Source organism: Streptoalloteichus hindustanus (assembly GCF_900129375.1).
In the GTDB taxonomy this organism is placed as follows: domain Bacteria; phylum Actinomycetota; class Actinomycetes; order Mycobacteriales; family Pseudonocardiaceae; genus Streptoalloteichus; species Streptoalloteichus hindustanus.
On the sequence record NZ_FQVN01000004.1, the window covers coordinates 129375 to 155752 of the forward strand.

Here is a 26378-nt window from a genome sequence, read left to right on the forward strand (position 1 = left end):
GTCCGTCGTTCCGGCGGCCCACTACCTTGCCGATGTGGATCTCTTCTCGCGCTCGTGGACGGCGTTGCGCACGGCGGTCGCCGAACTCTCCGACGAGGACTTCGCCCAACCGTCCGGCTGCGCGGGCTGGCTCGTGCGGGACCTGGTGTGCCACCTGGTCATCGACGCGCAGGACGTCCTGATCACCCTCGTGACCCCCACCGACGCCGAGCCGACGCGGGACGCGGTGACCTACTGGAAGGTCTCCGACACGCCGCCGACCGGCGACGACCCGCTCGACGCGCTGACCGTCCGGCTGGCCGCCGCGTACCAGGACCCGGGGCTGCTGAAGTTCCACCTCGACGACATCGGCTCCGCCGCCGGGCGCGCCGCCGAACTCGCCGATCCCGCGGTCCGCGTCAGCACCCAGGGCGAGGTCCTGACCGCGGGCGACTACCTCTCCGCGTACGTCCTGGAGTGGACGTTGCACCACCTCGACCTCATCGCGCACCTCCCGCACGTGGCCGAACCGCCCGCCGAGGGCCTCGCCCGGACGCGCGAGATCCTGGAGAAGATCGCGGGGACCGCGTTCCCCGAGTCGTTCTCCGACGAGGACGCGCTGCTGGTCGGCACTGGACGACGTGCCCCGACCGACGCCGAGAAGGCCGAACTGGGCGAGCTGGCCGCGAAACTCCCGTTCGTCATCGGATAACCACCTGGCTGATCGCCATCCTCGGCACGGGCGTTCGGGGCTCCACAATGGACAGAGGGCTCCACTGTGGACAGACGTCGACCGGCGGTGTTGTGGGGCTGCCTGCCAACGCCGCTGGTGTCGTCCGGTAGAGAGGACGTCATGAGTAACACCTACCGCCTGCCCGGGGTCCAGGTCACCGACCACGTGTTCCCGGCGCCGCTCGACCACGCCGACCCCACCGGACCCTCGATCCAGTTGTTCGCGCGGGAAGTGGTGGACCCGACGCGGGCCGGGGACAACCTGCCCTGGCTGCTCTACCTCCAGGGCGGGCCGGGCGGCAAGTCGCCGCGACCGCTCAACGGCACGAGCGGCTGGCTCGGCCGGGCCCTCAAGACCCACCGGGTGTTGCTGCTGGACCAGCGGGGAACCGGCCGCAGCACCCCGGTGACGACCCGGACAGCCGAGCGGTTCTCCCCGCAGGAGCTCGCCGACCGGCTCGCGCACTTCCGCGCCGACTCGATCGTCGCCGACGCCGAGCTGGTCCGGCGGTCGCTGTGCGGGGACCAGCCGTGGGAGACGCTCGGCCAGAGCTTCGGCGGTTTCATCACCCTCACCTACCTGTCGCAGGCGCCGGAGGGGCTGCGCGCCTGTTACGTCACCGGTGGACTGTCCAACCCGCACGCCACCGCCGACGACATCTACGCGGCCACCTACCCGATGGTCCGGGACAAGGTGACCGCCTACTACGCCCGTTACCCCGGCGACCGCGAGCTGGTCCGACGCATCGCCGACCTGATCACCCGCACGCCGGTCCACCTCCCCGACGGCGACCGCCTCACCGTGCGCCGGCTGCGCTCGCTCGGACAGGTGCTCGGGAAGGGCGACGGCTTCGAGCAGCTGCACTGGCTGCTGGACGAGGCGATCGGCCCCGACGACGAACTCTCCCCGACCTTCCTCCAGCAGGTGATGACCCAGACCGGCTTCGTGGGCAACCCGCTCTACGCCGTGCTCCAGGAGTCGATCTACGCCCAGGGCACGGCGACCGCATGGGCCGCCGAGCGCGCCCTCCCCGCCTTCCCTGAGTTCGCCGAGGACGCCGACCCCCTGCTCCTCACCGGCGAGATGATCTACCCCTGGATGTTCGACGAGATCGCCGGCCTCCGCCCCTTCGCCGACGCGGCACACCTCCTGGCCGAACGCGACGACTGGCCCGCCCTGTACGACCCGGCGCGCCTCGCAGCCAACCAGGTGCCGGTCGCCGCGGCCGTCTACCACGACGACATGTACGTGCCCACCGAACTCTCGCTGTCCACCGCGCGCTCGGTCGGCTCGCTGCGCGCGTGGGTCACCAACGAGTGGGAACACGACGGCGTCCAAGCATCCGGCGAACGCGTCCTGTCCCGCCTGATGGACATGGTCGCGGGCCGGGTCTGACCCCGCCCCCTGCGGGAGGGCACGAGTCCTCCTCCAGAACGCGAGTCCGGCCCGCTGACACCCCGCCGTCAGCGAGCCGGACTCGACACGAACCCACCCCCGAACATCCATTCCAAAAGCAAATGGACAAAACAGCCGCCCCCACGAGATAAAGTCCCAGGTCAGCAAGTGTCGGCCCCGCGCACGCGGGGATGGTTCTCCCAGGATCACCTGATCGGTCCCAGCCATCCGGTCGGCCCCGCGCACGCGGGGATGGTTCCCTTCGGGGTTTCCCCGTCGATCCGGACATTGGGTCGGCCCCGCGCACGCGGGGATGGTTCTCGGTGGGGGCAGCACGTCGCCTACGGAACAAAGTCGGCCCCGCGCACGCGGGGATGGTTCCGGCCGGCAATCCGGCGCGAGCCTGGACACCGTGTCGGCCCCGCACGCGCGGGGATGGTTCCACGCCCATCGAGGTGAGCGTGACGTTCAAAGCGTCGGCCCCGCACGCGCGGGGATGGTTCCATCGTCCAGCCGATCTCGGACGCGGCCGCGTGGTCGGCCCCGCACGCGCGGGGATGGTTCCCGCATCGCCCCGTTCCTGATCGCGTCGCCGCTGTCGGCCCCGGCCGCGCGGGGTGGGTTTCCTGGGTGGGGCTGGTTGTTCTAGTGGCGTTTTGGGCGGTACAGGCCCACTCGGACCAGGGCCATGTCGGGGTCGACGCGTTCGTCTTTCAGGAGGCGCCAGCGTTCTACCGCGTCGAGGACGGCGTAGCGCTGGCCGACCGTCCACCACTTGATCTTGAGGGTTAGGGCGCGTGCGTCGACGCCGTAGGAGCGGTCGAGGTGGTCGATGTGGACGGCGATGAGGATGGACCCCAGGATCGTGTCGGGAGACGGGTCCGCGTCGGGGGTGGACAGGGCTTCGCAGACCAGGTGGGCCTCCTCTCGGGTGAGGTCGACGGTGTGGAGGTCGTGGTGCAGCACCTGGTAGTAGCGCTCCAGGTCGCGGCGGGCGATCAGGTCGGCTGAGGTGCTCGCGTCGGGGGCGGTGCGGGCCTGGAGGTCGGCGGCCAGCGGGCCCGTGCGGAACTGGATGCGGTCCTTGTCCTTGGTCACCTGTGTTCCTCGTGGCGGCGACGGTTGTCCGACGGTTGTCGACGGTTGTCCGACGGGTGTCTTCGGGTTCGCGTGGGCGCGGCGGGAGTGGCTCGGTGGTGCGCCGTCCGGGAAATGCCCTGGACAGAGGCTTGTGGGTAACGGTGATTGGCGTAGACCAACAGGGCGCTCGTGGGCATTGGTCAACCGGGCGGATGGTTGGTGATTCGGTGGGACTGGTCCACCCGGGTCCGTTTACCGGGCAGGCGATGCCAATGAGCGACCACCGCGCGGCCTGACTCACCCAAGAAGGGAGAATTACGGGTGAGCGGTGGCTCCCCCCTCCTTCTGGCGGGGGAGGGGGGAGCGAGTTCTCCGCTCACCCGAGCGCCCGTTCGTGGTTTCGGAGGCCCATCCACTGCCACGTCGGGTCCAGGTCATGGAAACGGAGCACCGTGAATCTAGATGGGTCGAAACCACGGGGCGCCGGCGGCGCGGTGAGCGTGCGGTCCGGCGCGATGAACAGCAGCCAGGCTTCGCCTGTGCTGTTCAGTGACGCCGGTTGGCGGGTGCCGCTGGTGCCCCGAAGGGCGCACCGGCGGCGTCCTTTCGCCCTACTGCCCGGTTTCGCCATCGGCGGGAGGCCTCGTCTCCCCCGGGCGGGACGAGCGCCGATGACGGCCGTGATGGCGTCCCCTCCGGGACCGCCCGAGTAGCTGCGTGCGCTGGCGGACTCCCGTCCGCCGACGCGTGGCGGCGCGCAGGGCCGCGGCGAGCGCGGCGATGATCAGCAGCAGCGCCGCGCCGCCAACCAGCCAGGTCGTCATGGAGCTGGGTCCCTTTCTCTCGGGAACTGGTTTTCCCCGCTGCGACCGCCCTTGGCTACCCTCAGAAACCGATGTCACTCGAATGGGTTAACTCATTTGAGTAAGGCTCGGCAATGTGTGGTGATTCGGTCGGGCGGAACCAGCGGATTGGTGACTCGTCCAGTCAGCGGAATGGGCAGCTTGTCCGTCCACTTCCGCGTGGTGCTCGCCGACAACCCCGACGTTGTCGGCGTCAGGGAAACGGAGGAACGGCATTGCGCGTGGATGCCGACAACGCCGACAAGCCGCGTCGCCGTGGCGGGCGACGGCTCCGGACAGCGCAGCAGATGCGCGAGGCGGGGTGCAGCGACGCCGTGATCACCCTGGTCAAACGGCTCCAGCACCTGCTGCACCAGCGTTTCGGCGTGGAGGGGCCGTTACGGGCGTTGGTGAAGCACGCCCTCGCGCACCGGATCACCAGCGACGCGATCTACCTGCCGCAGCACACCGGCGCCGAGACGAGCGCCAAGGACGTGTCCCGCCTGGTCAGCCGCCTCTCCGAGCAGATGGGCGGGCAGCGCTCGACCCAGGGGCCGGCCTGGCCCTACGCGGAGCTGATCGTCCGCTGCTGCAGCCCGGACCCCGACGCGGAGCTGGCGCACGTGGCGAGCCTGTGGGCCGCCGCCCGGGGCGGAGCCCGCCCACCCGGGTACCACGGCCCGCTGCGCCTGCCGGCCTCGGACCCACCGCTGGCCCTGCCGGAGGACCACACCCTGGCCGAGCTGACCCTGCGCTGCTCGATCCTGGAACACGACCTCGCCAAGGCCCTCGCCGAAAACACCGCCCTGCGCGCGGAAAACGCGCATCTGCGCGCCCGCGACATCGACACGATGCTGCTGCTCAACTCGACGATCAGGGCATTTCGGCGGATGAGCCAGCAGCGCGACCGCGCGATCGCCAGCCGCGCGACCATCCTCTCTAGCCGGGACCGCCAGGCCGAGGCGGCCCTGGCCGACGTGGTGCGCGAAGCCGCCCGCCGCAAGCGAATCCTGCGACGTCAGCGCGAGGCGCTGACGAAGTACGTGGCCATGCACCTGGCGTCCAGCCGGGTGGTCGAGGATCGGGGCGTGGCCACCGTCCCGCGCGACCCCGTCCACGACACCGTCACCCGGGTGCTGGGCGACGACCTGGACGGCCTGGGCTTCCCGCTGGAGCCGATCATGCGGCACCTCCGGCACGTCAGCGCCACCGCCTCGCTCCTGCACCGGACCATCGCGATCTACCTGTGGCTGCGCTTCTACTACGTCGACTCGCACACCGACTACGAGCGCCTTGCCCGCAAGATCGGGTACACCCGGAACCAGGTGGTCCGCGTTCTCACCGCCACCGACCCGATGCCGGTCCCGGTCATCACGGCCGTCACGGAGACGTTGTCGGCCGACAAGCTCTGGATCAACAGGCTGCTGTCCGACGTCGGCGCCCAGGTTCTCGTCGCCCCACCGTCCCCGTCCCATGCGCTGTGGGTGGCCCCGGAACGAACCGGCGAGGCCGGTGCGGCCGCCCACAACCTCTCCGGCGACACCGACGAGAGCGGACGTGGCTGACAACCCCCTTCCCCAGGGTCGGACATCGGTCAGCCACTCTCCTGTCCGTGAATCCGCTGGCGCACGCGCCGGCGCCACATCTGCTGGTAGTCCTGGGCTGGTGGCTGATCTGCGGGCTGTGGTGTTCGACTGGCGGGGAACCCTGGTGACGACGCTCGACGGTGGGAGCTGGGTGCGGGAGGCGTTGCTGTGCCTTGGCCGGGACAGCTCGGACGAGGCGGTTGACCAGGTGTGGCGGGCGGTCCTGGAAGCCGCTGGGGAGCCTGACCGGCTGGACGCTCCGGGCGTGGACAGCGACCTCGCCCTGCACCGGGACACCTACTGCGGCGTGTTCGCTGATGCGGGGCTCGATTCCGAGTTGGCCGGTGCGCTCTACGCCGTGGAGTCGGACCCGGCGCACAACCAGTTCGCCGTCGACGTGGAGCCGGTGTTGCGCTCCGTGTCCGCGCATGGATGTCGGATCGCGGTGCTCAGCGACATCCACTTCGACCTGCGTCCTGTCTTCGGCGCGGCCGGGTTGGCGGATCTGGTCGACGTTTTCGTGCTGTCCTACGAGCACGGTGTGCAGAAGCCGGACCCCGTGATCTTCCGGGTGGCGCTGGAGGGGCTCGGCACGTGCGCGGGGGAGACGTTGATGGTGGGGGACCGCGCCTCACACGACGGAGCGGCCGTGGACGTCGGCATGCCGGTGTTGTTGGTTCCCCCGCTGTGTGATGTGGCGGAGCGCCGGCTCCACCACGTCGAGGCGTTGCTCGGGGCACCGCGTCGCCGCTGAGAGTCCACGGTGGACGCTGCCCTGGTTTCCCCTGATCGGGGCATTCCCCGTTCGGGTGGGCTGATCGGACAGCGAGCTCAGGCACGAGGTGGGCCGCGGGGTCCTCCACGTCGACGTGCGACGGGGGAGCCGGGGCGGCAGGCTGCGGGGAAGAGTCCTCTTCGTCCTGCACACCCTGGCGTCGTGATCTGATCCCGGGGGAGGAGATCGCCGTCATGCCCGACGTCGACTTCCGGGCCGCGGTGCTGCGCCCCGACGACCTGCTGGTGCTCGACTTCGACTTCGTCAACCTCCAGCTCGACCGCGACGCGGGCCAGCCGCCGCGGTTGCGTCGGCTCCGACGGGGCGAGCCCGCCTTCGTCGTGGTCGTCCTGCCTCCCCAGCACGTCGCCGAGCAGGTCATGCGGGAGGAGTTCATCCACCCCCAGGCCGTCATCGCGAACCCGTCCCGGCTGGCCTTCCGGGTGGACGACGACCTCGACGAGGTGGACTTCTCGCTGGCGACCCTGCTCGACTGGTCGCGGCACACACTCAGCGTGACCGCCAACGCCGCCGCCGGTCAGCCGGTGCCCAGCCCCGCTCCCGCCGCCCCCGAGCCGCACCAGACCGCGATCGAACTGCCGTACCGGCTGGTGCTCAGCCCCGACGACCGGGCGGGTTGGGCCCACGCGGTCGGAGCCGTGACGCGGGAGGGGGTCAGCGAGCTGTGGCACACCCGGCTCGGGCTCGCGGCCGACGGCGGGGTCGACGAGACCCGGTTGCCGGTGGTCCGGGCGGTGTGGGCCCGCGACCTCGCCGACGACCTCGGTGAGTTCGTCGACACCTCGCTCACCGGCGGCCAGCGGCGGGCGATCGTGCGCCAGTCCGCCGACTTCACCCAGTTCGACGACCCGACCCCGCTCCAGGCCAGGCACCTCACACTCTCCGCGCTCGGCGCCTGGGCCGACGTCCGAGGCGACTGGGACACCGCCGACGGCGAGGAACTGCCCCTTGAGTCGTGGCGGCACGTGGTGGCGCAGGGGCGTGACCAGTTCGTGCGGGTCGTGGAACGCGGACACCTGTTCCCGCTGGGCCACCGCGCGGTCCTGGTCTCGGTGGTCGAGCGGGTACTGACGTCCGAGGGCGGCATCGACCTCCTCACCGAGACCGTGCGTCGGGTCGAGGTGCGACAGCCGGTGCGGGACTACGAGCAGACCCGCTCCGCCCATCCTCGCAACGCGCAACTCCCCATCCGTCGCGCACGCATCCAGACCCTGGCGACACCGCAGCTCTCGCGGGACGACGCTCCCTCCGGCGTCCCCTTCGTGATCGCGGTGGACGGTGTGCCGTTCGTCTTCGACGTCGTGGGCGAGGACTGGGCGGGCGGCCAGGTCGACCTCGACATGCCGTTGATCTTCGTGCCCGCCGGCGGTGGTGGCTCGTTCCCGACGCTCCAGGGTCTCTACGAGACGCATCTCCGGCACATCGACCTGCACAACCGCCCGGTGGCGCTGGCCCCGCAGACACCGAATCCCGGCACGACGGTGCTGCCGGTCGCGTCGATGGCGTTCTCGGCCGTCGAGGCCGCGGGCGCCGACCCGCCGTTCCTGCCGTTCGTCGAGTCGGCGATGGTGCAGGTCCCCGGGGCCAACGAGCTGGTCGGCAGCGTGTCCCCCGTGCCGCCGCGCGAGATCGAGCTGGTCGACCCCGCGACGTCCCCCGGCCAGGTGTTCGCCCGGCTCCGCGAGCCCCTCGGCCTGAACCTGCCCACCGAGCGGGCGGGTGGGCTCGCGCGACCGAACATGAGCATCGGCGCGCTGTCGCGCGAACTCGGCGCGGTGCCCCCCGCCCTGGAACGGCTCGGCACCGGCCAGTTCCAGCTCAGCGAGGTGTTCTCGGCCCTGGAGGACGCGAAGCTGCTCGGCGGCATCTCGCTGCCCGACGTGATCGGCCAGATCGTCAACCAGGCGCAGCTCCCCGGGCTGTCCCGTCGGGTCACACCGTCCGGTGTGGACATCGTCTTCACCTGGAGCCCCCCGCTGCGGCCGGAGGCCGGACCGCTGAAGCTCCACATCGGGGGCACCTCCACCCTGACCCTGCGCAGCGAGGTGCACGTTCCCCGTGGCGCGCCAGGGAAGCCGAGGATGCGCGTCGAGGGAGTCCTCACCCACTTCGCGATCGACTTCGTCAACGTGGTCCGGCTGGGCTTCGCGGAGCTGCGCTTCCTCGCCGAGGACGGCAGGAAGATCGACGTCCACCCCGCCGGCATGCGGCTGGAGCTGCGCAACCAGTTGTCGTTCCTCAACGCCCTGGCGGACATGGTGCCGTCCGACGGGTTCAGCGATCCCCCGCAGCTCAGGGTCACCAGCGAGGGCGTGGAGGCCACCTACTCGCTCGGGCTGCCCAAGGCGGGGCTGGGCATCTTCAGCCTGGAGCACGTGGCGTTCTCCGCGGGGATCGTGCTGCCGTTCGTGGGACGCCCCGCGGCGGTGCGGCTGGCGTTCTCCGACCGCGCGCACCCGTTCCTGACCACGGTGTCCATGATCGGCGGTGGGGGCTACTTCGCGATCGAGGTGGACACCACCGGCATCCGCCGGATCGAGGGCGCGATCGAGGTCGGCGCGAGCCTGTCGGTGAACCTCGGCATCGTGTCGGCCAGCGCCTACGTGATGGGTGGCTTCTACTTCGGCCTCGAAGCCGGCGGGGCGATCCGCTTCGAGGCGTACCTGCGGATCGGCGGCGCCGTCGAGTTGCTGGGCGTGGCCGGCGTGTCGTTCGAGATCTACCTGGTGCTGGAGTACCAGCCGGGGCCCGAGCCGCGGATCGGCGGGCGCGCCTCGGTGATGGTGGCCGTGCGGCTGCTGATGTTCACCAAGACCGTGCGGCTCAGCACCGAGAAGCACTTCGCGATCCCCGCGCGCGACCCCTCCTTCGACGAGTTGGTCGACGAGGACGACTGGGAGACGTACTGCCGCGCGTTCGCCTGAGCGGGCGACGCCGAGGAGGCGAGATGGCCGACGAGACCGTGCTGTGGACGGCCCTGCCCAACGGGGTCACCGGCGACCCGGCCGCTCGACGGCTGCGGATCTCGGTGTTCGTGTCCCCCCGTCTGGTCGCCGAGGGCCGCGGCCCCACGTTGGCCGGGTTCCCCGACTTCCTCGACTGGCCGGCGCGGCTGCGGCCGGGCGCGGTCGCCTTCTCGGTGCGGGCCAGGGCGTCGGCGGACGAGCCGCCCGGGCAGTCGGTCCTGGCGACGGTGACCAGCCCGCCACCGGACTCGGCGCTGTGGCGGGCGTTGTTCGACGCCTCCACCCCGGTCGAGGCGCACACGACGGAGAAGATGTCGGCCCGACCGCTGAGCACCTACTCCGCGGCGCGCCTGCACGACCAGCTCAAACAGGGGCACCAGGCGTTGGCCCAGCAGTCCCTGGTCGGTCGGCCCACGTTCTCGGCCCTGGGCGCGACCATGGGGTTGACCGCCGCGTTCACCGCGATGGGGGACGCCGAACCGGTCGTGCCGACGCTGGCCGCGCCCGAGGACATGGGGCCGGAGCGGATCAGGACGGTTCTGAACAGGCTGGCCGGCAACATGTTCCGGGCCGACGACGACACCGACGTGCCGCGCCGCGTGGCGGTGGCGATCAGCCAGGCGCGGGCGTTGGCGACCCTCACCCCCGACGAGCCCGTGCACGTGCTGCCGGCGGTCGAGGACGCCCCGGCGGCGGAGCTGGCCCGGTTGACGGCCTTCAACCAGGGGCAGGTGGTCCCGCAGGGCGCGCCCCCGCCGCCGGCCCCGGTGTTCGACTTCCACCGGTGCCTGACCCTGCTCTCCGACGACGCCGCGCTGCTGCGCCTGCTCGGGCTGGTCATCGACCTGGAGGTGCCGATGGGGGCGGTTCCGCCGTCCCCGAGCGACGAGCCGGTCGCCCACCAGCTCCAGGTGCTGCCCGCCTTCACCGAGCCGATCCGGGGCGACTCGCTGAGCCCGTTCACCGCCTACGTGCTGGAGGGCAACCACCACGGCTTCTTCGCCGCCGCCCCGCACCCGGAGCGGCGGGAGATCGTCCACGGGTTGCTCGACGTCCGGTCGGACGGGGAGTTCGCCCTGATCCAGACCGATGTGTACGGCAGCGGGCTGAAACTGGTCAACTCCCTGTCGCGCGCCCCGGGGGCCGATCCCGACGGGGACGCCGACGAGGGCGGCGTGCCGACGGTCCGCACCAGCGGCGTGAGCATCGTCCGCGACAACCACGCCAACCGGGTGTGGGACGGGCTCCGCACGGCCACCGACAACAACGCCACCCTCGCGGAGGGCAGCGCGCCCGCGCTGTTCGCCGAGGACCTCGTCCGGGGCTACCGCGTCGACGTGTTGGACGCCCAGGCCGGGGCGTGGCGCTCGCTGCACCAACGGGTGGGCACCTACGTCTTCCGCCGCCACGAGGGCGGACCGAAGACCCTGGTCATCCACGACGAGGGCGTCGTCCAACAGGCGGTCACCGAACCCGTCGGGGCCGACGGTCGCCCGGACGCCAACAGCGAGCTGTACGTCCACGACTCCCTGGCCCACTGGCAGGGCTGGAGCCTGGCGGCGCCGCGCCCGGGCCGGACGATCACCGACGAGGGCGTCGAGCGGCTCGTGAACACCGCGCCCGAGGAGATGCCCCAGCTCGATGTGTCGTTCCGGGCCGAACCCGGGTCCCTGCCCCGGTTGCGGTTCGGCCATCGCTACCGGTTCCGGGCGCGCGCGGTCGACCTGGCCGGCAACGGGCTGGGCTTGGCGGAGGCCACCGAGCTGTTCGAGCTGTTTCCCCTGCTGGGACTGGACCTCCCGGTGCTCCCGCTCGACGAGGAGGACTTCGTCTACCGGCGGTTCGAACCGGTGCTCTCGCCCGTGCTCGTGCCCAGGGAGCGGTTCGTGGAGGGTGAGTCGCTGGAGCGGTTGGTGATCCGCAGCCGCCCGGGGGCGAGCGCGGCCGAGGAGGCCGACGAGCTGACCGGTCTGGTGCGCGACGCCCGACCGGAGGCGGCGGCCCACTACTCGGCGACCGCGGAGCGGCATGTCGTGCCGCCCAAGACCGCGCAGCTCACCGCCGAGACGCACGGCATGTTCGACGCGTCGTTCGGGTCCGGCGGCGATCCCCGGCAGACCTACCGCATCGCCCGCAAGGAGAAGGGCCGGCTCACGGACACGGCGGTCGTCGACGTCACGTCCGGGGAGCTGGCCCCGGTGGCCGATCCCGCCGCGATCCAGACGATCCCCACCGCCAGCACCGGGGAGGGCTACGTCGTGCACCGCGAGCCCCGCCTCGAACTGCCCTACCTGCCCGACCCGCTGGCCCGGGGCGCGGCGTTGTTCGGGCTTCCCGGGGTGCCCGAGGACCGGCCGTCGGGGGTGCTGGACCAGGCGGGGCGGTTGACGTTCGTCGCCTCCGCCATCCCCGCCGACGACATCGCGGCACTGGGCGGATCGGTGGTGCGGATCGGGTTCGGCGAGCAGTGGCCGAACCGGCTGCCGTTCCGCCTGGTGCTCGCCGAACCGCCCGCCGACCAGGTCGGGGACGCGCCGCCGGCGTGGGACCCGCAGGCCAGGGTGCTGACCGTCTTCCTCGCCCCCGCCCAGCAACGCGCGTTCCGGCTCAGCTCGTTCCTCGCCGTGAAGGACCTGGACCAGCTCGGCCAGTGGCGGTGGCTGCTGGAGACCGACCCCGACCACCAGGTCCCGCCCGGCACGCTGGAGGTGGCGCTGGCCGGCGGGAGCTGGCAGCTCACCCCCTCGCGCGTGATCTCCCTGGTGCACGCCGTGGAGCAACCGCTGCTCACCCCGGAGCTCCAGGACATCGGGGTGACCCGCTTTCCCGACCTCACCGCGTGTTTCGTCGGCGCCCAGGTCCCGGTGGACGGCGACAGCACGGTCAAGGTGGACGTGTTCGCGTCGTGGCTGGAGGCGGTCGACCCGCCGGGTGCCCCACCCGTGCCGTGCCAGGCGCACGTGTTCGACATCCCGATCCCGTTGCCGGGAGAGCCGGGCGGGGAACCGCCGAACCTCGACGAGGTCGAGGTGGTGCCCCTGGCCACCTACGACCACGACAGCAGTCAGCTCACCCTGCACGCGCCGCACCCGGAGGACCAGTCCGGCCGCGAGTTCCTCAGCCGGCACGAGTTCGGGGACACCAGGGCCCGCGTGGTCCAGTACCAGGTCACGGCGAGCACCCGGTTCCGGGAGTGCTTCCCGCCGGAGGTCACCCGACAACCCGAGCGGATCACCCGCACCGGCGAGGCCGTCGAGGTGGTCGTGCCCAGTTCGGCCCGCCCCGCCGCGCCCCGCGTGGTGTCGGTCCTGCCCACCTTCTCCTGGACCCGCGACACCGCGCCCGACGGCGCCCGCGTCAGCCACCGCACCGGAGGTCTTCGGGTCTACCTGGAGCGGCCGTGGTTCTCCTCGGGCGACGGGGAGCTGCTGGCGGTCGTGCTGGTCGACCCGGTGCACTACCCGCCGGACGACCGGACCGCGGCCTTCGTGACGCACTGGGGTGGGGACCCCCTCTGGGTGGACTTCGGGCTGGGCGCACCGGAACCGATGGCGTTCTCCAACGCGGTGGTCATCGAACCCCTGACGACGTTGGAGGAGGAGCCCGGCCTGTCGGTCATCGCCGTCGGCCACGTGGTGCGGCACGACCCGGACGCCGACCGCGATCTGCTGTACTGCGACATCGCGTTCGACACCCTTCCCGACGTGACGTACTTCCCGTTCGTCCGGCTCGCCCTCGCCCGCTACCAGCCGCAGTCGCTGCCGGGAGTGGAGCTCTCCCGCGTGGTGCTCGCCGACTTCGCCCAGGTGCCACCGACCCGCGAGGTGCGGCTGCGCCCCCTGCCGGGCGACCCGAACCTGTTCCAGCTCGTGGTCGACGGCGCGCCCCCCGAGTCGGTGCCCCGACCCGGCCTGCCCGTGCGGGTGGACGTGGAGCGGCGCATCCCGGGAACCCAGGACGAGCTGGGCTGGGCACCGCTGCCCGAGGACACCCCCGGCGTGGAGGTCGCTCTGTCACCCCGGTGGGACTGGCGGGCGTGCGGCGGCTGCGGCGGGGTGACCTTCGTGGGTGACGGGGCGTCCGGCCCGTGCACCGTCGGTGGCTCGCACCGACCCCGCAAGCGCCAGGCATTCGCGCTCGAACCGGCCGCGGAACCACCTGCCGGCGACACGTGGCGTCGTTGTTCCCAGTGCCAGATCCTGGTCCACGCCCGGAACCCCGGTGTCTGCTCAGCCGGCGGCGAGCACGTCCCCGTCGAGGGCGAGGTCTACGCGCTCACGCGAATCCCCACCCTCGACCCGTGGACGGGATGGCGCCGCTGCGCCCGGTGCCACAGCCTCGTGTTCGGCGGACCGATTCCCGGCCCCGTCGCGGCCAACGGCCCCTGCCCCGCCAGTTTCGGCGGCCCCCACGACCACTCCGGCAGCGCCGACTACGTGCTCGACCGCGACCCCTCCGCCCCGGGACAACCCGGCGCGGTGCTGTGCGTGGCATGCCAGGGGCTCGTCTTCACCTCGGACTCCCCGGGCCCCTGCCCCGACGGCGGCGGACACGTGCTGGACACCCTGGAGATGAACCTCCCGGTCGTGTCCGGCCCCGACACCGCAGGGGAGCGCGGCTGGCGGTTCTGCGGCAAGTGCACGACGTTGGTGCGCCCGGACAACACCCCGGCTCCCTGCGCGGCCGGAGAAGACCACGAGCCGGTCACCGACGTGGAACACGCCCTCACGGTCCTGCCGCACGTCGTCGGCGCCGCCGGTGCCCGCCGGTGCGCCCGGTGCGAATGCCTGGTGCTGGACGAAGCCGCCACATGCCCCTCCGGCGAAGCACACGACGTGACAGCCAGCGGCGACTTCGTCCTGCCGATGAACCCGGCCCCTCCCCAACCCGGCATCCGGCCCACGATCCCCCTCTGGAGCGGAACGGTGCGACTCCCCGCCGACCGCCAACCCGACCACCACCGCATCGTCATCCGAGAGCTCGAACCACTCCCGACGGACGACACCCCCGACCCAACAACGGGCCGCGTGGTCTTCGCCGAAACCTTCGTGGTGTGAGCTCCCCGCTGCTCGATGCCTATGCGCTCACGTCCCAGCCCCCGCCCGCGCGGACGTCGCTACTGCGTCACCGTGACGAAACGTAAGTGGGGAACCCCCGCATGCGCGGGGACGACACGAAGTTCATCCCCCAGATCTGGTCGAGCCAGGAGCTACCCCCGCGCGGGGACGACGGTCGAACCGTTGGCGAGGTACGCCTGCTGTGCGAGCTACCCCCGCGCGCGCGGGGACGACGGCCTACCTGGGACCTGGAGCACCTGGTCGGCAGAGCTACCCCCGCGTGCGGGGACGACTGACCAGGAAGGGGGGGCGCTATGGCCCCGACTTGAGCTACCCCCGCGCGCGCGGGGACGACTCCCACATGGCCGCGTAGTGGTCACTCAAGGACGAGCTACCCCCGCGCGCGCGGGGACGACGTGACAGGGACGATGCCGCCTACCAGCTCCTCGGAGCTACCCCCGCGCGCGGGGGGACGACACCAGCACCCACCCCGACCTGCGGATCATCTCGGAGCTACCCCCGCGCGCGCGGGGACGACATAGTAGATCGGCTATCCCATCGCCCCCCGGTGGAGCTACCCCCGCGCGCGCGGGGACGACACTTCCTGACCTGGCAGTTTATCTCGCCGGGACGGCGGTTTTGACCAGTCCTTCGGGAGCCGATGTCCGAGTCGAGCTGGTTCCCCGGCAGTGGCGGTAGGCGACCACCGCCCTGAGCTCGACGAATCAGGTCGGCCAATCTTCTCCATCGTGGCCCAGCATCTCGCGGTCATGGAGGCCCATGGAGAGAGGGGGTGGCTGGTTGGGGTGGTGCCAACTGACCGGGTGACTCGACGTGCGGGGCGTGGGTTCGCGGTGTGACCGTGGAGGGGTGCCCACTGCCGACCTGGCGCCGGCCGTCGAGGAACCGGCGCCGCCAGTTCTGGACACCGGGCGGCGCAACGTCGTCTTCGTGACGATCGTGCTGGGCATGCTGCTGGCCGCCCTCGACCAGACGATCGTGGGCACGGCGCTGCCGACGATCGTCGCCGATCTCGGTGGGGCCGCGCACATGTCGTGGGTGGCGACGGCCTATCTGCTGGCCGAGACCGTGGCCACCGCGCTCGCCGGGAAGTTCGGCGACCTGTTCGGCCGCAAGCTGGTCTTCCAGGTGTCGACGGTCGTCTTCATCACCGGCTCGTTCCTGTGCGGGATGGCCACGTCGATGACACTGCTCGTCGCGTGGCGGGGGCTGCAAGGTGTCGGCGCGGGTGGGTTGATGGTCACCGCGATGGCGTTGATCGCCGATGTCATCCCGCTCCGTGAGCGCGGCAAGTACCAGGGCGCGATGGGCGCGGTGTTCGGCATGTCGACAGTCGTCGGGCCGCTGCTCGGCGGGCTGTTCACCGACCACCTGTCGTGGCGCTGGGCGTTCTACGTCAACGTGCCCATCGCGGTCGTCGTCGTTTTCGTGGCGGCGCGGACGATTCCGGTGGTGCGGTCGGTGCACCGCGTGGTCGTGGACTACGCCGGGATCGGGCTCGTCGCCGTCGGCTCCAGCGCGCTGGTCCTGGCGACGAGCTGGGGTGGTAGCCAGTACGCCTGGGGATCGTTGGTGATCATCGGTCTGTTCGTGGGCGGGGTGGTCGCGCTCGCGTTGTTCTGTTGGGCCGAGACCCGCGCCGCCGAGCCGATGTTGCCGATGCGGCTGTTCCGCAACCCCGTGTTCTCCGTCTGCTCGTTGCTGAGCTTCATCGTGGGCTTCGCGATGCTCGGCGCGATGGTGTTCCTGCCGAGTTTCCTGCAGTACGTGGAGGGCGTCTCCGCGACGGTCGCGGGTCTGCGCACGTTGCCCCTGGTGCTGGGGCTGATGGTGTCGTCGATCGTCAGCGGCAACGTGATCGGCAAGACCGGGCGGTACCGGGTCTTTCCCATCGTCGGCTCGCTGGTGACCGCGCTCGGGTTGTACCTGCTGTCGCTGATGGGGCCGGACACGGGCGTGTGGCTGTCGTCGCTGTACATGGTGGTGCTCGGTGTGGGGTTGGGTCTGAGCATGCAGGTGCTGACGATCGCCGTGCAGAACACCGTTGACTACGCCGACCTGGGGACGGCGACGTCCGGGGTGACGTTCTTCCGCACGCTGGGCGGCGCGTTCGGCACAGCCGTGTTCGGCACCATCTACACGAACGCGCTGACCCCGAACCTCACGTCGGCGATCGCCGTGGCCGCCCGCACCGGGGTGGCCGACCCCGCGTCGATCGCGACGGCCGCCCACAGCCCGGCCAGCCTGCACGCCCTGCCAGCCCTGGCGAAGGAACCGATCATCGGGGCGTACGCCGATTCCTTGCGGACCGTGTTCGTGTGGACGGTTCCGGTGGCGCTGCTGGGTTTCGTGGTGTCGCTGTTCCTCAAGCAGGTCCCCCTGCGGGACAGCGCGCGACTGGGCTCGACCGATCTGGGGGAGGGGTTCGGCTCGCCGAGGGGACCGGACTCGCAGTGCGTCCTGGAGGCGGCGGTCGGCCGGATCCTGCGCGACACGGAGCCGGACGCCCTGCGGCGCATCGTGGCCGCGGCCGGCACCCACCTGGACGTGGCGAGCGCGTGGGCGGTCATCCAGGTGGAACTGGCCACCCGCAGGTTCGGCGTGGCGGACCTGGAGGTGATCGCCTTCCGGCATCGCATGCCGCCGGAGGTGCTGGCGCCGTTGTTCACCCGCCTGGTCGACGAGGGGGTGCTCTCCCACGAGGGCCGGGTGTACGCGCACACCGAGGTGGGACGCCGGGAGTCGGAGCTCATCCGCCACGCGGGGGCGACCTGGCTGGAACAGCAGGTGGAGCGGGACATCGGTCGCCGACCCGGAGTGGACCTGCGGGAAGCGGTCGAGTCCATCGCCCGCCGCCTCCTGACGGAGGACGAGGACATCGGCACCCGACCGGTGGCCGTCGCCACCGGCTGACCCGGCCCAGCCCCAGCGACACCGCGGACGTTCACGGCCGTCCGCCTGCGACGAAGATCGGACCCGCCTGGGTCGGGTTCAGCTCACTGCTCGTCGGACCAGGGCGGCGATGCGTTCCTCGACCTCGGTGGTCATCTCGGCCAGGGCGAAGTGGGTGGGCCACATCGCGCCGTCGTCCAGTGCCGCGAGGTCGTTGAAGCCGAGGGTGGAGTAGCGGGTCTTGAACTTGTCCGCGTTCTGCAGGAAGCACACGACCTTGCCGTCCAGCGCGTAGGCGGGCATGCCGTACCACAGCTTCGGCGCCAACATCGGGGCGTGAGTGGTGACGACGGCGTGGACGCGTTCGGCGATGACCCGGTCGGCCTCGGGCATCGCGGCGATCTTGTCCAGCACGTCCTTCAGGGCTTCGGCGGCCTTGTCGGTGCGGGAGCTGCGGCGGGCGGCCTTCTTCACCTCCTGGGCGTGTTCCTTCATCGCGGCGCGTTCCTCGGCGGTGAAGCCCTCGTAGTTGCTGCTGGTCTTGGTGCGGCTCATCGTGCTGTCTCCTCGGAGGACGGTGGTGCGCGGGACCGTAACCCGACCCGTCGTACTGACCTGGTGTTTTCAGGAAGTCAGTGGACGGTCGAGGTCATGGCAGGAACGTTAGGCGCGGTCCGATGACCTGTGCTTCTTGATTCCTGACCAGTCTCGGCGCGGCATCACCCAGAGACTGAGCGAACACGATACGCGACTGACACCCCGATGGCTTCAGTGCCAACTAAAATAAATTCCATGCGCGACGCTGCGGTGGCTCTCCGAGGAGGGATGTCAGGGGTGGCCGGTGGGCTGGTTGGTCAGGCGGGGATGGGTTGGAGGTTGGTGCCGTCGAAGGGTGGGTAGTTGTCGCTGGCCGTTTGTTCGGCCGCGTCGATGTAGTCGGCGAGGGCGCGGCGGGACTGGGCGAGTGTGGCCATCTGTTCGTCCAGTCGTTGGAGCCGGGATCGCATCGCGGTGAGCAGTTCGGGGCATCCGAGCAGTTCCGGGGCCTCGCCGACCGCGCAGGGGAGCAGGTAGGCGATGTCCTCTGAGGACAGACCGGCGCCGAGCAGGTGTCGGATCTGCTTCACCCGCAGTACGGCGGTTTCGTCGTACTCGCGGTAACCGTTCGCGCGGCGGTTCGCCTCCAGCAGGCCCTGGGCCTCGTAGTAGCGCAACTGGTGGGTGTTGACGCCCGTCCGACGACTCAGTTCTCCGATTCGCACCGAAACCTCGCTTGACCTTCACACCGGTATCAACGTTGACGATGCTGTCATGAACAACAACGCAGACGCACCCGTGGCCGTCATCGGGCTCGGGCTGATGGGCCAGGCGCTGGCCCGCACGTTTCTGGAAGCCGGGCACCCGACCACGGTCTGGAACCGGACGGCCGGCAAGGCCGACCAGTTGGTCGCCGAGGGTGCGCGGCTGGCGCCGACGGTGGGTAACGCGATTCAGGCGGGGACTCTGACGATCCTCTGCGTCACCGACTACCAGGTCGTGCACGAGCTGCTCGGCGCGAGTGACGTCGAGCTGGGCGGCACGACGTTGGTGAACCTGACCTCGGGCGACTCGGCCCAGGCGCGGGAGGCCGCGCGCTGGGCCGAGCAGCGCGGCGCCCGGTACCTGGACGGCGCCATCATGGCCATCCCCCCGTCGATCGGGACCCCGGACGGGGTGATCCTGCACAGCGGGCCGCAGGCGGTCTTCGAGGCGCACGAGTCGACCCTCGGCGCGCTCGGCACCGTCACCTACCTCGGCGCGGACTACGGGCTGGCGTCGCTGTACGACGTGGCCGGGCTGGCCATGATGTGGAGCGTGCTGAACGCATGGCTCCAGGGAACGGCCCTGCTCAGGACGGCCGGTGTCGACGCCACGACGTACGCGCCGTTCGCGCGGCGGCTCGCTGTCGAGGTGGCCGAGTGGTTGCCCGGGTACGCCGAGCAGATCGACAACGGCTCCTTCCCCGCCGAGGTGTCGGCCCTGGAGACGGACGTGCGGGCGATGACGCACCTGATCGAGGAGAGCGAGGCGGTGGGTGTCAACGCCGAACTGCCCAAGCTGATCAAGGCGATGGCCGACCGGGCGATCGCCGCCGGGCACGGCGGGGAGCAGTACCCCGTGCTGATCGAGGAGTTCAGCAAGCCCCGGGTGGGCTGACCGACCCCGACACAGGGCGGGCGGGGTCGAGGAGAACTCCTCGACCCCGTCCTTTCCGGTGCTGGCCGGGCAAAGCGTTCAGGTGGCCTGTTCGCGGGCTGGTGCTCCGGAACGTCCGCGCAGGACGTGGTGTGCGATGGCGACAACGACGCCGGTCGCGACGACGAACGCGGTGACGACGGGGCTCATGGACTTCGACAGGCTGGGCGCGCTGCTCGGCCCGACGAGCCAGAACGCCAGTGGAGCGGCGTAGATGGCGGCGAGTGCGCCGGCCCACCAGCGAAGTGCGGGCGATCGGGGATCGCGCAGGGCGCTGATCAGTACGACGGCGACGGGAATGCCGGCGATCAGGGCGAACTGGCCGAGGACGAGGGTTGGGACGGCCCAGGCCGCGATGAGCGCGGGCCGCGAGGTGCGGGCGGCGGTCTGGTTTGGACGGTCGAGTGGCGGAGTGGAGGGGATCATCGTCTTCTCCCGGTCGACGGTGGGCTCAGTCGTCGCAGGAGTGGGCTTCGGCGGCGGTCTTGAGCGCGGCCAGCCAGGCGTCGAGACCGGGCGCGAGGTACTTGATGGAGGTGGCCGGGTCGGCCTCGATCTGGGCGCCGGTCCAGCTCTCCTCGGTGCGGACGATGACGCCGCCCCTGACCCGGACGAAGTTCCAGACGTGGATGCCCTGGTCGATGCGGAGCCCCTCGCCGATCGCCGGCCCGGACCAGCGAACGCACTGGTTGTGCCTGATCTGCTGGACGGCGGAGGTGATGACCAGGGTGGTGGCGGGAGTCGTGGGCGTGGGCGGCGCCGGGGTGGTCCACTGGAACCGAGAGCCCTTCCGGAGCGGTCCCGGGTCCAGTCGCTTCATGCTGGTGACGGGGGTCTGCCAGGAGGGCCAGCCCTCCAGGTCGGTGTGCAGCTTCCAGACGGTGCTCAGCGGGGCCTTGATGAAGATCTCGGTCCGGTGGTGGAGCTTGGCGGTGGGGTCGATGCCCGCGCCCCGGCAGGTCAGCGACTCCGGAGCGGCGGTGTGGCTGGGCGTCGCGTTCTGGTCGGAGGTCGCGGCGTGGGCCGGCGCGACGGCGGCGCCGAGGAGCCCGGTGGCCAGGGGGAGCGCGAGTAAGGCGCTCCACAGCCGGGTTCGGGTCCGGGGGCTCGGCGAGAGGGACGGGGTGGTGACGTTCACGGCGCTTCTCCTTGCCGGGGTGGCTCGACTAGTTAGTGTCTGTCGCGGTAGTTAGAAGTTATAACCAACGAGTCGGGGTGTCAACGACAGGAGTGAGAACCTCTCACTGAAGTTCGAAGCGCGCGAGACCGACGCGCCTGTCCCGCTGTCGGTGCCGCTGGTGCGCGGCACTCATCGCCTGACGAGACCTGTGGGTCACGTGATCGGATCAGTGATCCGAGTCGGCTCCGGCATAGTCCTATGAGGACAGTGACGCCGCTGGGCAGTACCGGCTGACGGAGCCGGCCGGAAGTCGGGGAAGTCGTTCGTCCGGCCTGCCTAGGCCGGGCCGGTGCCGTTGGTGAGGTGGCGCACCACCATCTCGACCAGGGCAGTGACGTCGGCGTCGACCATCGGCGCTCCGGTCATGCCCATCCGGTGGAGCAGGGTTCCGACGATGACGTCGATGAAGAACAGGACCCGGTTCTCCGGCTCGTCGAGCACGTCCTGGAGCACGACCCGGTAGGGGTCCTGCAGGCGCGTGGACAGGATCTGACGCAGGGCCGGATCGCTGACGGCGTCGACGAACACGCCGGCGAACGCCGCGCCCACGCCGGGCTCGCTGACCTTCGCCGCGACCCAGCGGATGGCCGAGGCCATGATCTCCTCCCGGCCGGCGTCCGCCAGCGGGACGGGGCCCAGCGCGTCGACGAGGCAGTCGGTGATCAGTGCCCCCTTCGACGGCCAGCGGCGGTAGATCGTCGTCTTCGCGACGCCGGCCGCCGCCGCGATGCGATCCATCGTCGCGCCCGCGTAGCCCAGCTCGTGGACCGTGCTCAGCGTCGCGGCGAAGACCGTCGCCTCGATGCCGGCGCGCGGGCGGCCGGGCGGTCTGGCGGATGGGGACGCTGGGCTCATGCCCTCACGATAGCTAGTTTCGCTACTATCAGTTTCGCTACCGCTGGTAGCGGAACTGTCGCCGGTCGAGGAGGGGTCATGAAGGACGTCACGGGCGCGGAACGACCACCGCTGGGCATCCGACTGCTGCACGCCCTGAGCAACAAGGGGCCGGACTGGGCGACGATCACCGCCGAGGAGTTGGCCGCCTTCAGCGACGCGGAGAACCGCAAGCGGTCGTCCCCGTTCATCCGGGTGATCACCGGACTTCCCGACCGCGGGGCCGAGATCCGGTGGCGGGAGGTGGCGCTGCCCGACCGAACGGTCCGGGTCCGGGTGTACCGGCCGACGTCCGCGCGCGGCGGTGGACACCGCGCCCTGCCGCTCGTGCTGCACGTGCACGGCGGTGGGTTCGTGGGCACGGCGGTGCAGAGCGACTGGGTGAACAGCCACCTCGCCGCCCGGCTGCCCGCGGTCGTCGTCTCGGTCGAGCACCGCCTCCTCGCTCCGGGGACTCCGCTGCCGGCGGCCGTGGACGACGGCTGGGACGTGCTCCACCACGTGGTGCGGCAGGCCGCGGAGTGGGGGATCGATCCGGCACGCGCCGCGGTCTTCGGTGAGAGCACCGGAGGGCTGATCTGCGCGCTGGTCGCGCTCCGGGCCAGGGAGACCGGCCTGCCCCTGCGGGCGCAGGTGCTGGTCAACCCCGCTCTCGACCTGACCGACAAGTCGTACGACTACGCCTCGACCACCCAGCACGCCCACAGCCCGACCCTGAACATGGCGCAGATGCGGCTGCTCCAACGGTTGGCCGCCCCGGAGGGAGAAGATCCCCGTGCGTTGTCGCCGCTGCACGCCGACGACCTGAGCGGGCTGGCCCCGGCGCTCGTGGTGGTGCCGACCGTTGACCCGCTGGCCGACCACGGCCGCCTCTACTTCGCACGGCTGCGCGAGTCGGGGACGCCGGCCCACCTCACCGAGCACCCCGGAGCGACGCACGCGTTCCTCAGCATGCCGGGCCTGGTGCGGCAGGCCGGAGCGGCGCGAGCGGAGGTCGCCGGGTTCCTCCGGGGCGGATTCCGGCTGACGGGCCGGGTTCCGGCGGGACCGACGAAGACGGGGAAGCGATGACCACCACGGAACTTGCCGAAGCGACAGGGAAAACCATGCCGCCGGCGGCTGATCCCGAGGCGGGACAACGCCTGGCTGGGCTGCTGCGGCCCCATCTCCGGAGTTTCGCGGCCGTGGTGCTCCTGCAGGTGATCGGCGCTGTCGCCGGTCTGGCGCCGCTGCTGGCGGTCGTCGAGCTCGGGCGCGCGCTGTTGTCGCCCGGCCCGGTCGATCGCGGTCACGTCTGGTTCGTCGTGATCGGGGGTGCGGTCGGTTTGTTCGTCCGGCTGCTGTTCACGGCCGCCGCGTCCGGCGTCGGGCACCTCCTGGACGACCGGGTGCAACTGTCGTTCCGCAGGCGGCTGGCCGAGCGGTTGGGGCGCGTGCCGATCGGGTGGTTCTCCCGACGCCGGACCGGAGAGCTGGCCAAGGTGGTGGGTGATGACGTGCGTGCCGTGCACCCGTTCATCGCGCACGCCCCCGGCGAGCTGGTCGCCGCGTTCGTGGTGCCGCTGGTGTCGTTGGTCTATCTGTTCACAGTGGACTGGCGGCTCACGCTGATCACCCTGATCCCGGTGCTGTTGGCGGTGGCGCTGGTTCCCCTGATGATGACCCCGACGCGGCTGCGCGAGCAGGAGGAGTTCGACGCGGCCATGGGCCGGATCGCGAGTTCCGTCGTCGAGTTCGTGCAGGGCATCTCGGTGGTCAAGGCGTTCGGGGGACGTGACCGGGCCCAGCGCAGGTTCCGCACCGCCGTGGACGGTTTCGTCAGCAGCTTCTTCCGGATGGTGCGTGGTCTGTCCGGGGTCGCCGCGGGGATGCAGGTGGCGCTGTCGCCGCCGTTCGTGCTGCTGGTCATGCTGGTCGGCGGTGCGACGCTGATCACCAGCGGTGGCATGGCGCCGGCCGACCTGCTGCCCTTCCTGGTGCTCGGCCTGGGCCTGACCGCCCCCGTCGCGGCCCTCGGCCACGGCTTCGACGACCTGCAGACCGCCCGCCGCGCGGTCGGACGGATTCGGGACGTGCTTGCGGTGCAGGCGCTTCCGGAGCCCGCGCGCCCGGCCGTGCCCCGCGGCCACCGCGTGGAACTGCGCGACGTCCGGTTCGGCTACGACGCCGACCACGAGGTGCTGCGCGGGATCGACCTGGTGCTGGAGCCCGGGACGGTCACCGCGATCGTCGGGCGGTCGGGAAGCGGGAAGTCCACGCTGGTTCAGCTGCTGCCGCGGTTCTTCGACCCGACGAGCGGTTCGGTCGTCCTCGGCGGAGTCGACCTGCGCGAGATCGGCGGCCAGGAGCTCTACCGGACGGTTTCCTTCGTCTTCCAGGACGTTCGCCTGCTGCGCGCGTCGGTCGCGGACAACATCGCGCTGGCGGTGCCGCACGCCGATCTCGACGACGTGGTCCGCGCCGCACGGCTGGCCAACATCCACGACCGGATTCTCGAACTGCCGCGCGGGTACGACACCGTGCTCGGCGACGAGGCCGCGCTGTCCGGCGGCGAGGCACAGCGGATCTCGATCGCCCGCGCGCTGCTCGCCGACGCGCCCGTCCTGGTGCTCGACGAGGCGACCGCCTTCGCCGACCCGCAGACCGAACAGGCGGTGCGGCAGGCCCTGACGACGTTGGGAGGCGAGCGGACGGTCCTGGTCATCGCCCACCGCCTGGAGACGGTCGCCGACGCTGACACCGTGGTGGTGCTGGAGGACGGCCAGATCGTCGAGCGCGGCCGACCAGCGGACCTGTTGGCGCAGAACGGGAAGTTCGCCGCGTTCTGGCGAACCCACAGTGGCGGACCGCAAGGAGGTGAGCCTCGGTGATTCGAACGCTGCTGCGAGTGCTCGGACACGAGTACGCGCAACCGGTGCGCCGCACCGTGGCCCTGATGACGACGACCGCGGTCGCCGAGGGCTTGTCCTACGCGTTGCTGGTTCCGGTGCTGCGGGCGCTGTTCGGCGGGAACCCCGGGGACGCCTGGCCCTGGCTGATCGCGTTCGGCGCCGCGGTCGTGGTCTACGCGGTGCTGCGCTATGGCAGCGACCTGTCCGGTTTCCGGGTCGGAACCACGTTGCTGCGGGGCATGTACCACCGGCTCGGCGACCACCTGGCCCGCCTGCCGCTCGGCTGGTACAGCGCCGCCCGTGTCGGCGAGGTGTCCGTCCTGGCCAGCAACGGCGTGCTGCAGAGCATGAGCGTGATCGCGCACCTGTTGGCCCCGTTCATCTCCGCCTGCGTGACTCCGCTGACGGTCGCCGTCGTGATGCTCGTCTTCAACTGGCAGATGGGGTTGGCCGCGTTGGCCGCCGCGCCGGTCGTGGTGGCGATCCAGGTCTGGACGGGACGCGCGATGGCCGCCCAGGACGCGGAGCGCGCCGAACGCGATCACGAGGCCACCGGACGGGTCATCGAGTATCTCCAGGCCCAGCCCGTGCTGCGAGCCGGTGGCCGGACCGGCGAACGCTTCCGGCTGCTCGACGACTCGCTGACCGAACTCCAGCGCGCGTCCCGCCGCACCGTGCTGTCAGCGCTGCCCGGTGTGGTGGCCCTGACGTTCGTGGTGCAGGCGGTGTTCACCGTGCTGCTGGTCCTGGGTGCCTCGCTCGCACTCGGCGGGCACATCGGAGCGGCGGAGGTTCTGGCGATCCTGGTGCTGGCCGCCCGCTGCGCGGACCCGCTGCTGTCGCTGTCGGACATCGGCGGCAAGCTGCGCGGCGCGCGTTCCGAGCTGGTGCGGCTCGACGCGGTGTTGCGCACCGAACCGCTGCCGGAGGCCCCGAATCCCGTTCGGCCGACAAGCCACGACGTGGAGTTCGACTCGGTCACCTTCCGGCACGGCGACCGCACGGTGATCGACGGCGTGTCGCTGTCCGTACCGCAGGGACAACGGCTCGCCGTTGTCGGCCCGTCGGGTTCGGGCAAGAGCACCCTGCTGCAGTTGCTCGCCCGGTTCTTCGACGTGGACGCGGGCGCGGTGCGGGTCGGGGGCGTGGACGTGCGCGTGGTCGACAGCGAGGTGTTGATGTCCCAGATCGCCATCGTCTTCCAGGAGGTCCACCTGTTCGACGGCACGATCGAGGAGAACGTGCGCCTCGGCCGTCCCGACGCCGACGACGCCGAGGTGCGCGCGGCCGCGACCGCGGCCCGGTTGGACGAGGTGGTCGAACGACTGCCCGGCGGGTGGTCGGCCAACGTCGGCGAGGGCGGCGCGTTGCTGTCCGGTGGCGAGCGCCAGCGCGTCTCGATCGCGCGAGCACTGCTGAAGAACGCGCCCATCGTGCTGCTGGACGAGGTGACCTCCGCGCTGGACCCGCTCAACGAGGCGGCGGTCCACGAGGGCATCGAACGCCTGATGGCGGGCCGGACGGTGGTGATGGTGGCGCACCGCCTGCGGACCGTCCAACGCGCCGATCGCATCGTCTTCCTGGACGGCGGCCGGATCGTGGAGGAGGGAACTCACGACGACCTGCTGCGCCGTGGTGGCCGCTACGCCGACTTCTGGAACATGTCCGTGGCGTCGGTGGTTCAGTGAACGAGCCCGAGCGCTGATCGATCGGCTGTCGCAGGACAGTCGTGCACGGCGTCCGTAGACGATCCTCACAAATAAGTCCACTATGGACAGTGCATCTCGCAACTTCTGTGCTACCGAACTGTCCTGATTGGAGCGTTGTCGCC

The 26378-nt window shown here is 71.1% G+C and carries 17 protein-coding genes and 2 CRISPR repeat arrays; of the genes, 11 read left to right on the forward strand and 6 right to left on the reverse strand.

The annotated features are described in order from the left end of the window. Positions 1-34 precede the first annotated feature (34 nt). Positions 35-691: a maleylpyruvate isomerase N-terminal domain-containing protein gene (locus BUE43_RS13485; protein WP_073482977.1), complete on the forward strand. Its 657-nt coding sequence runs from the start codon at positions 35-37 to the stop codon at positions 689-691. A gap of 141 nt (positions 692-832) precedes the next feature. After that, complete coding sequence (locus BUE43_RS13490) at positions 833-2107, forward strand: alpha/beta fold hydrolase (RefSeq protein ID WP_073482979.1); 1275 nt, start codon at positions 833-835, stop codon at positions 2105-2107. Between the two features lie 170 nt (positions 2108-2277). Further along, a CRISPR array of direct repeats spans positions 2278-2671; the repeat unit is 28 nt; unit sequence GTCGGCCCCGCGCACGCGGGGATGGTTC. Positions 2672-2752: 81 nt separating this feature from the next. Here BUE43_RS13490 and BUE43_RS13495 read toward each other — a convergent pair. Further along, complete coding sequence (locus BUE43_RS13495; RefSeq protein WP_073482981.1) at positions 2753-3205, reverse strand: hypothetical protein; 453 nt, start codon at positions 3203-3205, stop codon at positions 2753-2755. Positions 3206-4271: 1066 nt separating this feature from the next. On the opposite strand from BUE43_RS13495, the gene BUE43_RS13500 reads away from it, so the two are divergent. From BUE43_RS13500 to BUE43_RS13520, 5 genes are all read left to right on the forward strand, one after another. Then, positions 4272-5594, forward strand: a complete 1323-nt coding sequence (locus BUE43_RS13500; RefSeq protein WP_073482983.1) for a hypothetical protein — start codon at positions 4272-4274, stop codon at positions 5592-5594. A gap of 100 nt (positions 5595-5694) precedes the next feature. Continuing rightward, a complete protein-coding gene (locus BUE43_RS13505; RefSeq protein ID WP_234995710.1) occupies positions 5695-6369 on the forward strand; it encodes an HAD family hydrolase in 675 nt (224 codons plus the stop codon). 215 nt (positions 6370-6584) lie between these two features. Then, positions 6585-9335, forward strand: coding sequence for a hypothetical protein (locus BUE43_RS13510; RefSeq protein WP_073482985.1), 2751 nt, complete (start codon positions 6585-6587; stop codon positions 9333-9335). A gap of 23 nt (positions 9336-9358) precedes the next feature. Continuing rightward, positions 9359-14434, forward strand: coding sequence for a hypothetical protein (locus tag BUE43_RS33445; RefSeq protein WP_073482986.1), 5076 nt, complete (start codon positions 9359-9361; stop codon positions 14432-14434). A gap of 327 nt (positions 14435-14761) precedes the next feature. Continuing rightward, positions 14762-15033: direct repeats of the CRISPR family, unit length 28 nt; unit sequence GAGCTACCCCCGCGCGCGCGGGGACGAC. Positions 15034-15304: 271 nt separating this feature from the next. Continuing rightward, positions 15305-17368, forward strand: coding sequence for an MDR family MFS transporter (locus tag BUE43_RS13520; RefSeq protein WP_073482988.1), 2064 nt, complete (start codon positions 15305-15307; stop codon positions 17366-17368). Between the two features lie 78 nt (positions 17369-17446). On the opposite strand, the gene BUE43_RS13525 is transcribed toward BUE43_RS13520, so the two are convergent. Both BUE43_RS13525 and BUE43_RS13530 read right to left on the reverse strand, forming a co-directional pair. Further along, entirely contained in the window at positions 17447-17902 is a 456-nt protein-coding gene (locus BUE43_RS13525) for an iron chaperone (RefSeq protein WP_073482990.1), read from the reverse strand. A gap of 299 nt (positions 17903-18201) precedes the next feature. Beyond that, on the reverse strand, positions 18202-18609 hold the full coding sequence (locus tag BUE43_RS13530) for a MerR family transcriptional regulator (RefSeq protein ID WP_073482992.1): 408 nt from the start codon (positions 18607-18609) through the stop codon (positions 18202-18204). A gap of 49 nt (positions 18610-18658) precedes the next feature. Between BUE43_RS13530 and BUE43_RS13535 the strand changes: the two genes are divergently transcribed. Next, the gene (locus BUE43_RS13535; protein ID WP_073482994.1) at positions 18659-19543 is read left to right on the forward strand and encodes an NAD(P)-dependent oxidoreductase; all 885 of its coding nucleotides are present in this window, start codon (positions 18659-18661) and stop codon (positions 19541-19543) included. Between the two features lie 78 nt (positions 19544-19621). Here BUE43_RS13535 and BUE43_RS13540 read toward each other — a convergent pair whose 3' ends face one another. From BUE43_RS13540 to BUE43_RS13550, 3 genes are all read right to left on the reverse strand, one after another. Continuing rightward, positions 19622-20008, reverse strand: a complete 387-nt coding sequence (locus BUE43_RS13540) for a hypothetical protein (RefSeq protein ID WP_073482996.1) — start codon at positions 20006-20008, stop codon at positions 19622-19624. A 25-nt stretch (positions 20009-20033) separates the two neighbouring features. Then, positions 20034-20720: an SRPBCC family protein gene (locus BUE43_RS13545; RefSeq protein WP_073482998.1), complete on the reverse strand. Its 687-nt coding sequence runs from the start codon at positions 20718-20720 to the stop codon at positions 20034-20036. Positions 20721-21038: 318 nt separating this feature from the next. Next, positions 21039-21617, reverse strand: a complete 579-nt coding sequence (locus BUE43_RS13550; protein WP_073482999.1) for a TetR/AcrR family transcriptional regulator — start codon at positions 21615-21617, stop codon at positions 21039-21041. 78 nt (positions 21618-21695) lie between these two features. Between BUE43_RS13550 and BUE43_RS13555 the strand changes: the two genes are divergently transcribed. Genes BUE43_RS13555 through BUE43_RS13565 form a run of 3 tightly spaced genes read left to right on the forward strand, consistent with a single transcriptional unit; the run spans position 21696 to position 26235 of the window. Next, positions 21696-22727: an alpha/beta hydrolase gene (locus BUE43_RS13555; protein WP_083959661.1), complete on the forward strand. Its 1032-nt coding sequence runs from the start codon at positions 21696-21698 to the stop codon at positions 22725-22727. A 35-nt stretch (positions 22728-22762) separates the two neighbouring features. Further along, on the forward strand, positions 22763-24526 hold the full coding sequence (locus tag BUE43_RS13560; protein ID WP_234995711.1) for an ABC transporter ATP-binding protein: 1764 nt from the start codon (positions 22763-22765) through the stop codon (positions 24524-24526). After that, complete coding sequence (locus tag BUE43_RS13565) at positions 24523-26235, forward strand: ABC transporter ATP-binding protein (protein ID WP_073483003.1); 1713 nt, start codon at positions 24523-24525, stop codon at positions 26233-26235. Before BUE43_RS13560 ends, BUE43_RS13565 begins: the two co-directional genes overlap by 4 nt. Positions 26236-26378: the final 143 nt, after the last annotated feature.

Coding starts and splice junctions, on each gene's coding strand:
- BUE43_RS13560 (WP_234995711.1), top strand. CDS start 22,763: ATGCCGCCGGCGGCTGATCCCGAGGCGGGACAACGCCTGGCTGGGCTG.
- BUE43_RS33445 (WP_073482986.1), top strand. CDS start 9,359: ATGGCCGACGAGACCGTGCTGTGGACGGCCCTGCCCAACGGGGTCACC.
- BUE43_RS13550 (WP_073482999.1), bottom strand. CDS start 21,617: ATGAGCCCAGCGTCCCCATCCGCCAGACCGCCCGGCCGCCCGCGCGCC.
- BUE43_RS13490 (WP_073482979.1), top strand. CDS start 833: ATGAGTAACACCTACCGCCTGCCCGGGGTCCAGGTCACCGACCACGTG.
- BUE43_RS13525 (WP_073482990.1), bottom strand. CDS start 17,902: ATGAGCCGCACCAAGACCAGCAGCAACTACGAGGGCTTCACCGCCGAG.
- BUE43_RS13540 (WP_073482996.1), bottom strand. CDS start 20,008: ATGATCCCCTCCACTCCGCCACTCGACCGTCCAAACCAGACCGCCGCC.
- BUE43_RS13510 (WP_073482985.1), top strand. CDS start 6,585: ATGCCCGACGTCGACTTCCGGGCCGCGGTGCTGCGCCCCGACGACCTG.
- BUE43_RS13555 (WP_083959661.1), top strand. CDS start 21,696: ATGAAGGACGTCACGGGCGCGGAACGACCACCGCTGGGCATCCGACTG.
- BUE43_RS13535 (WP_073482994.1), top strand. CDS start 18,659: ATGAACAACAACGCAGACGCACCCGTGGCCGTCATCGGGCTCGGGCTG.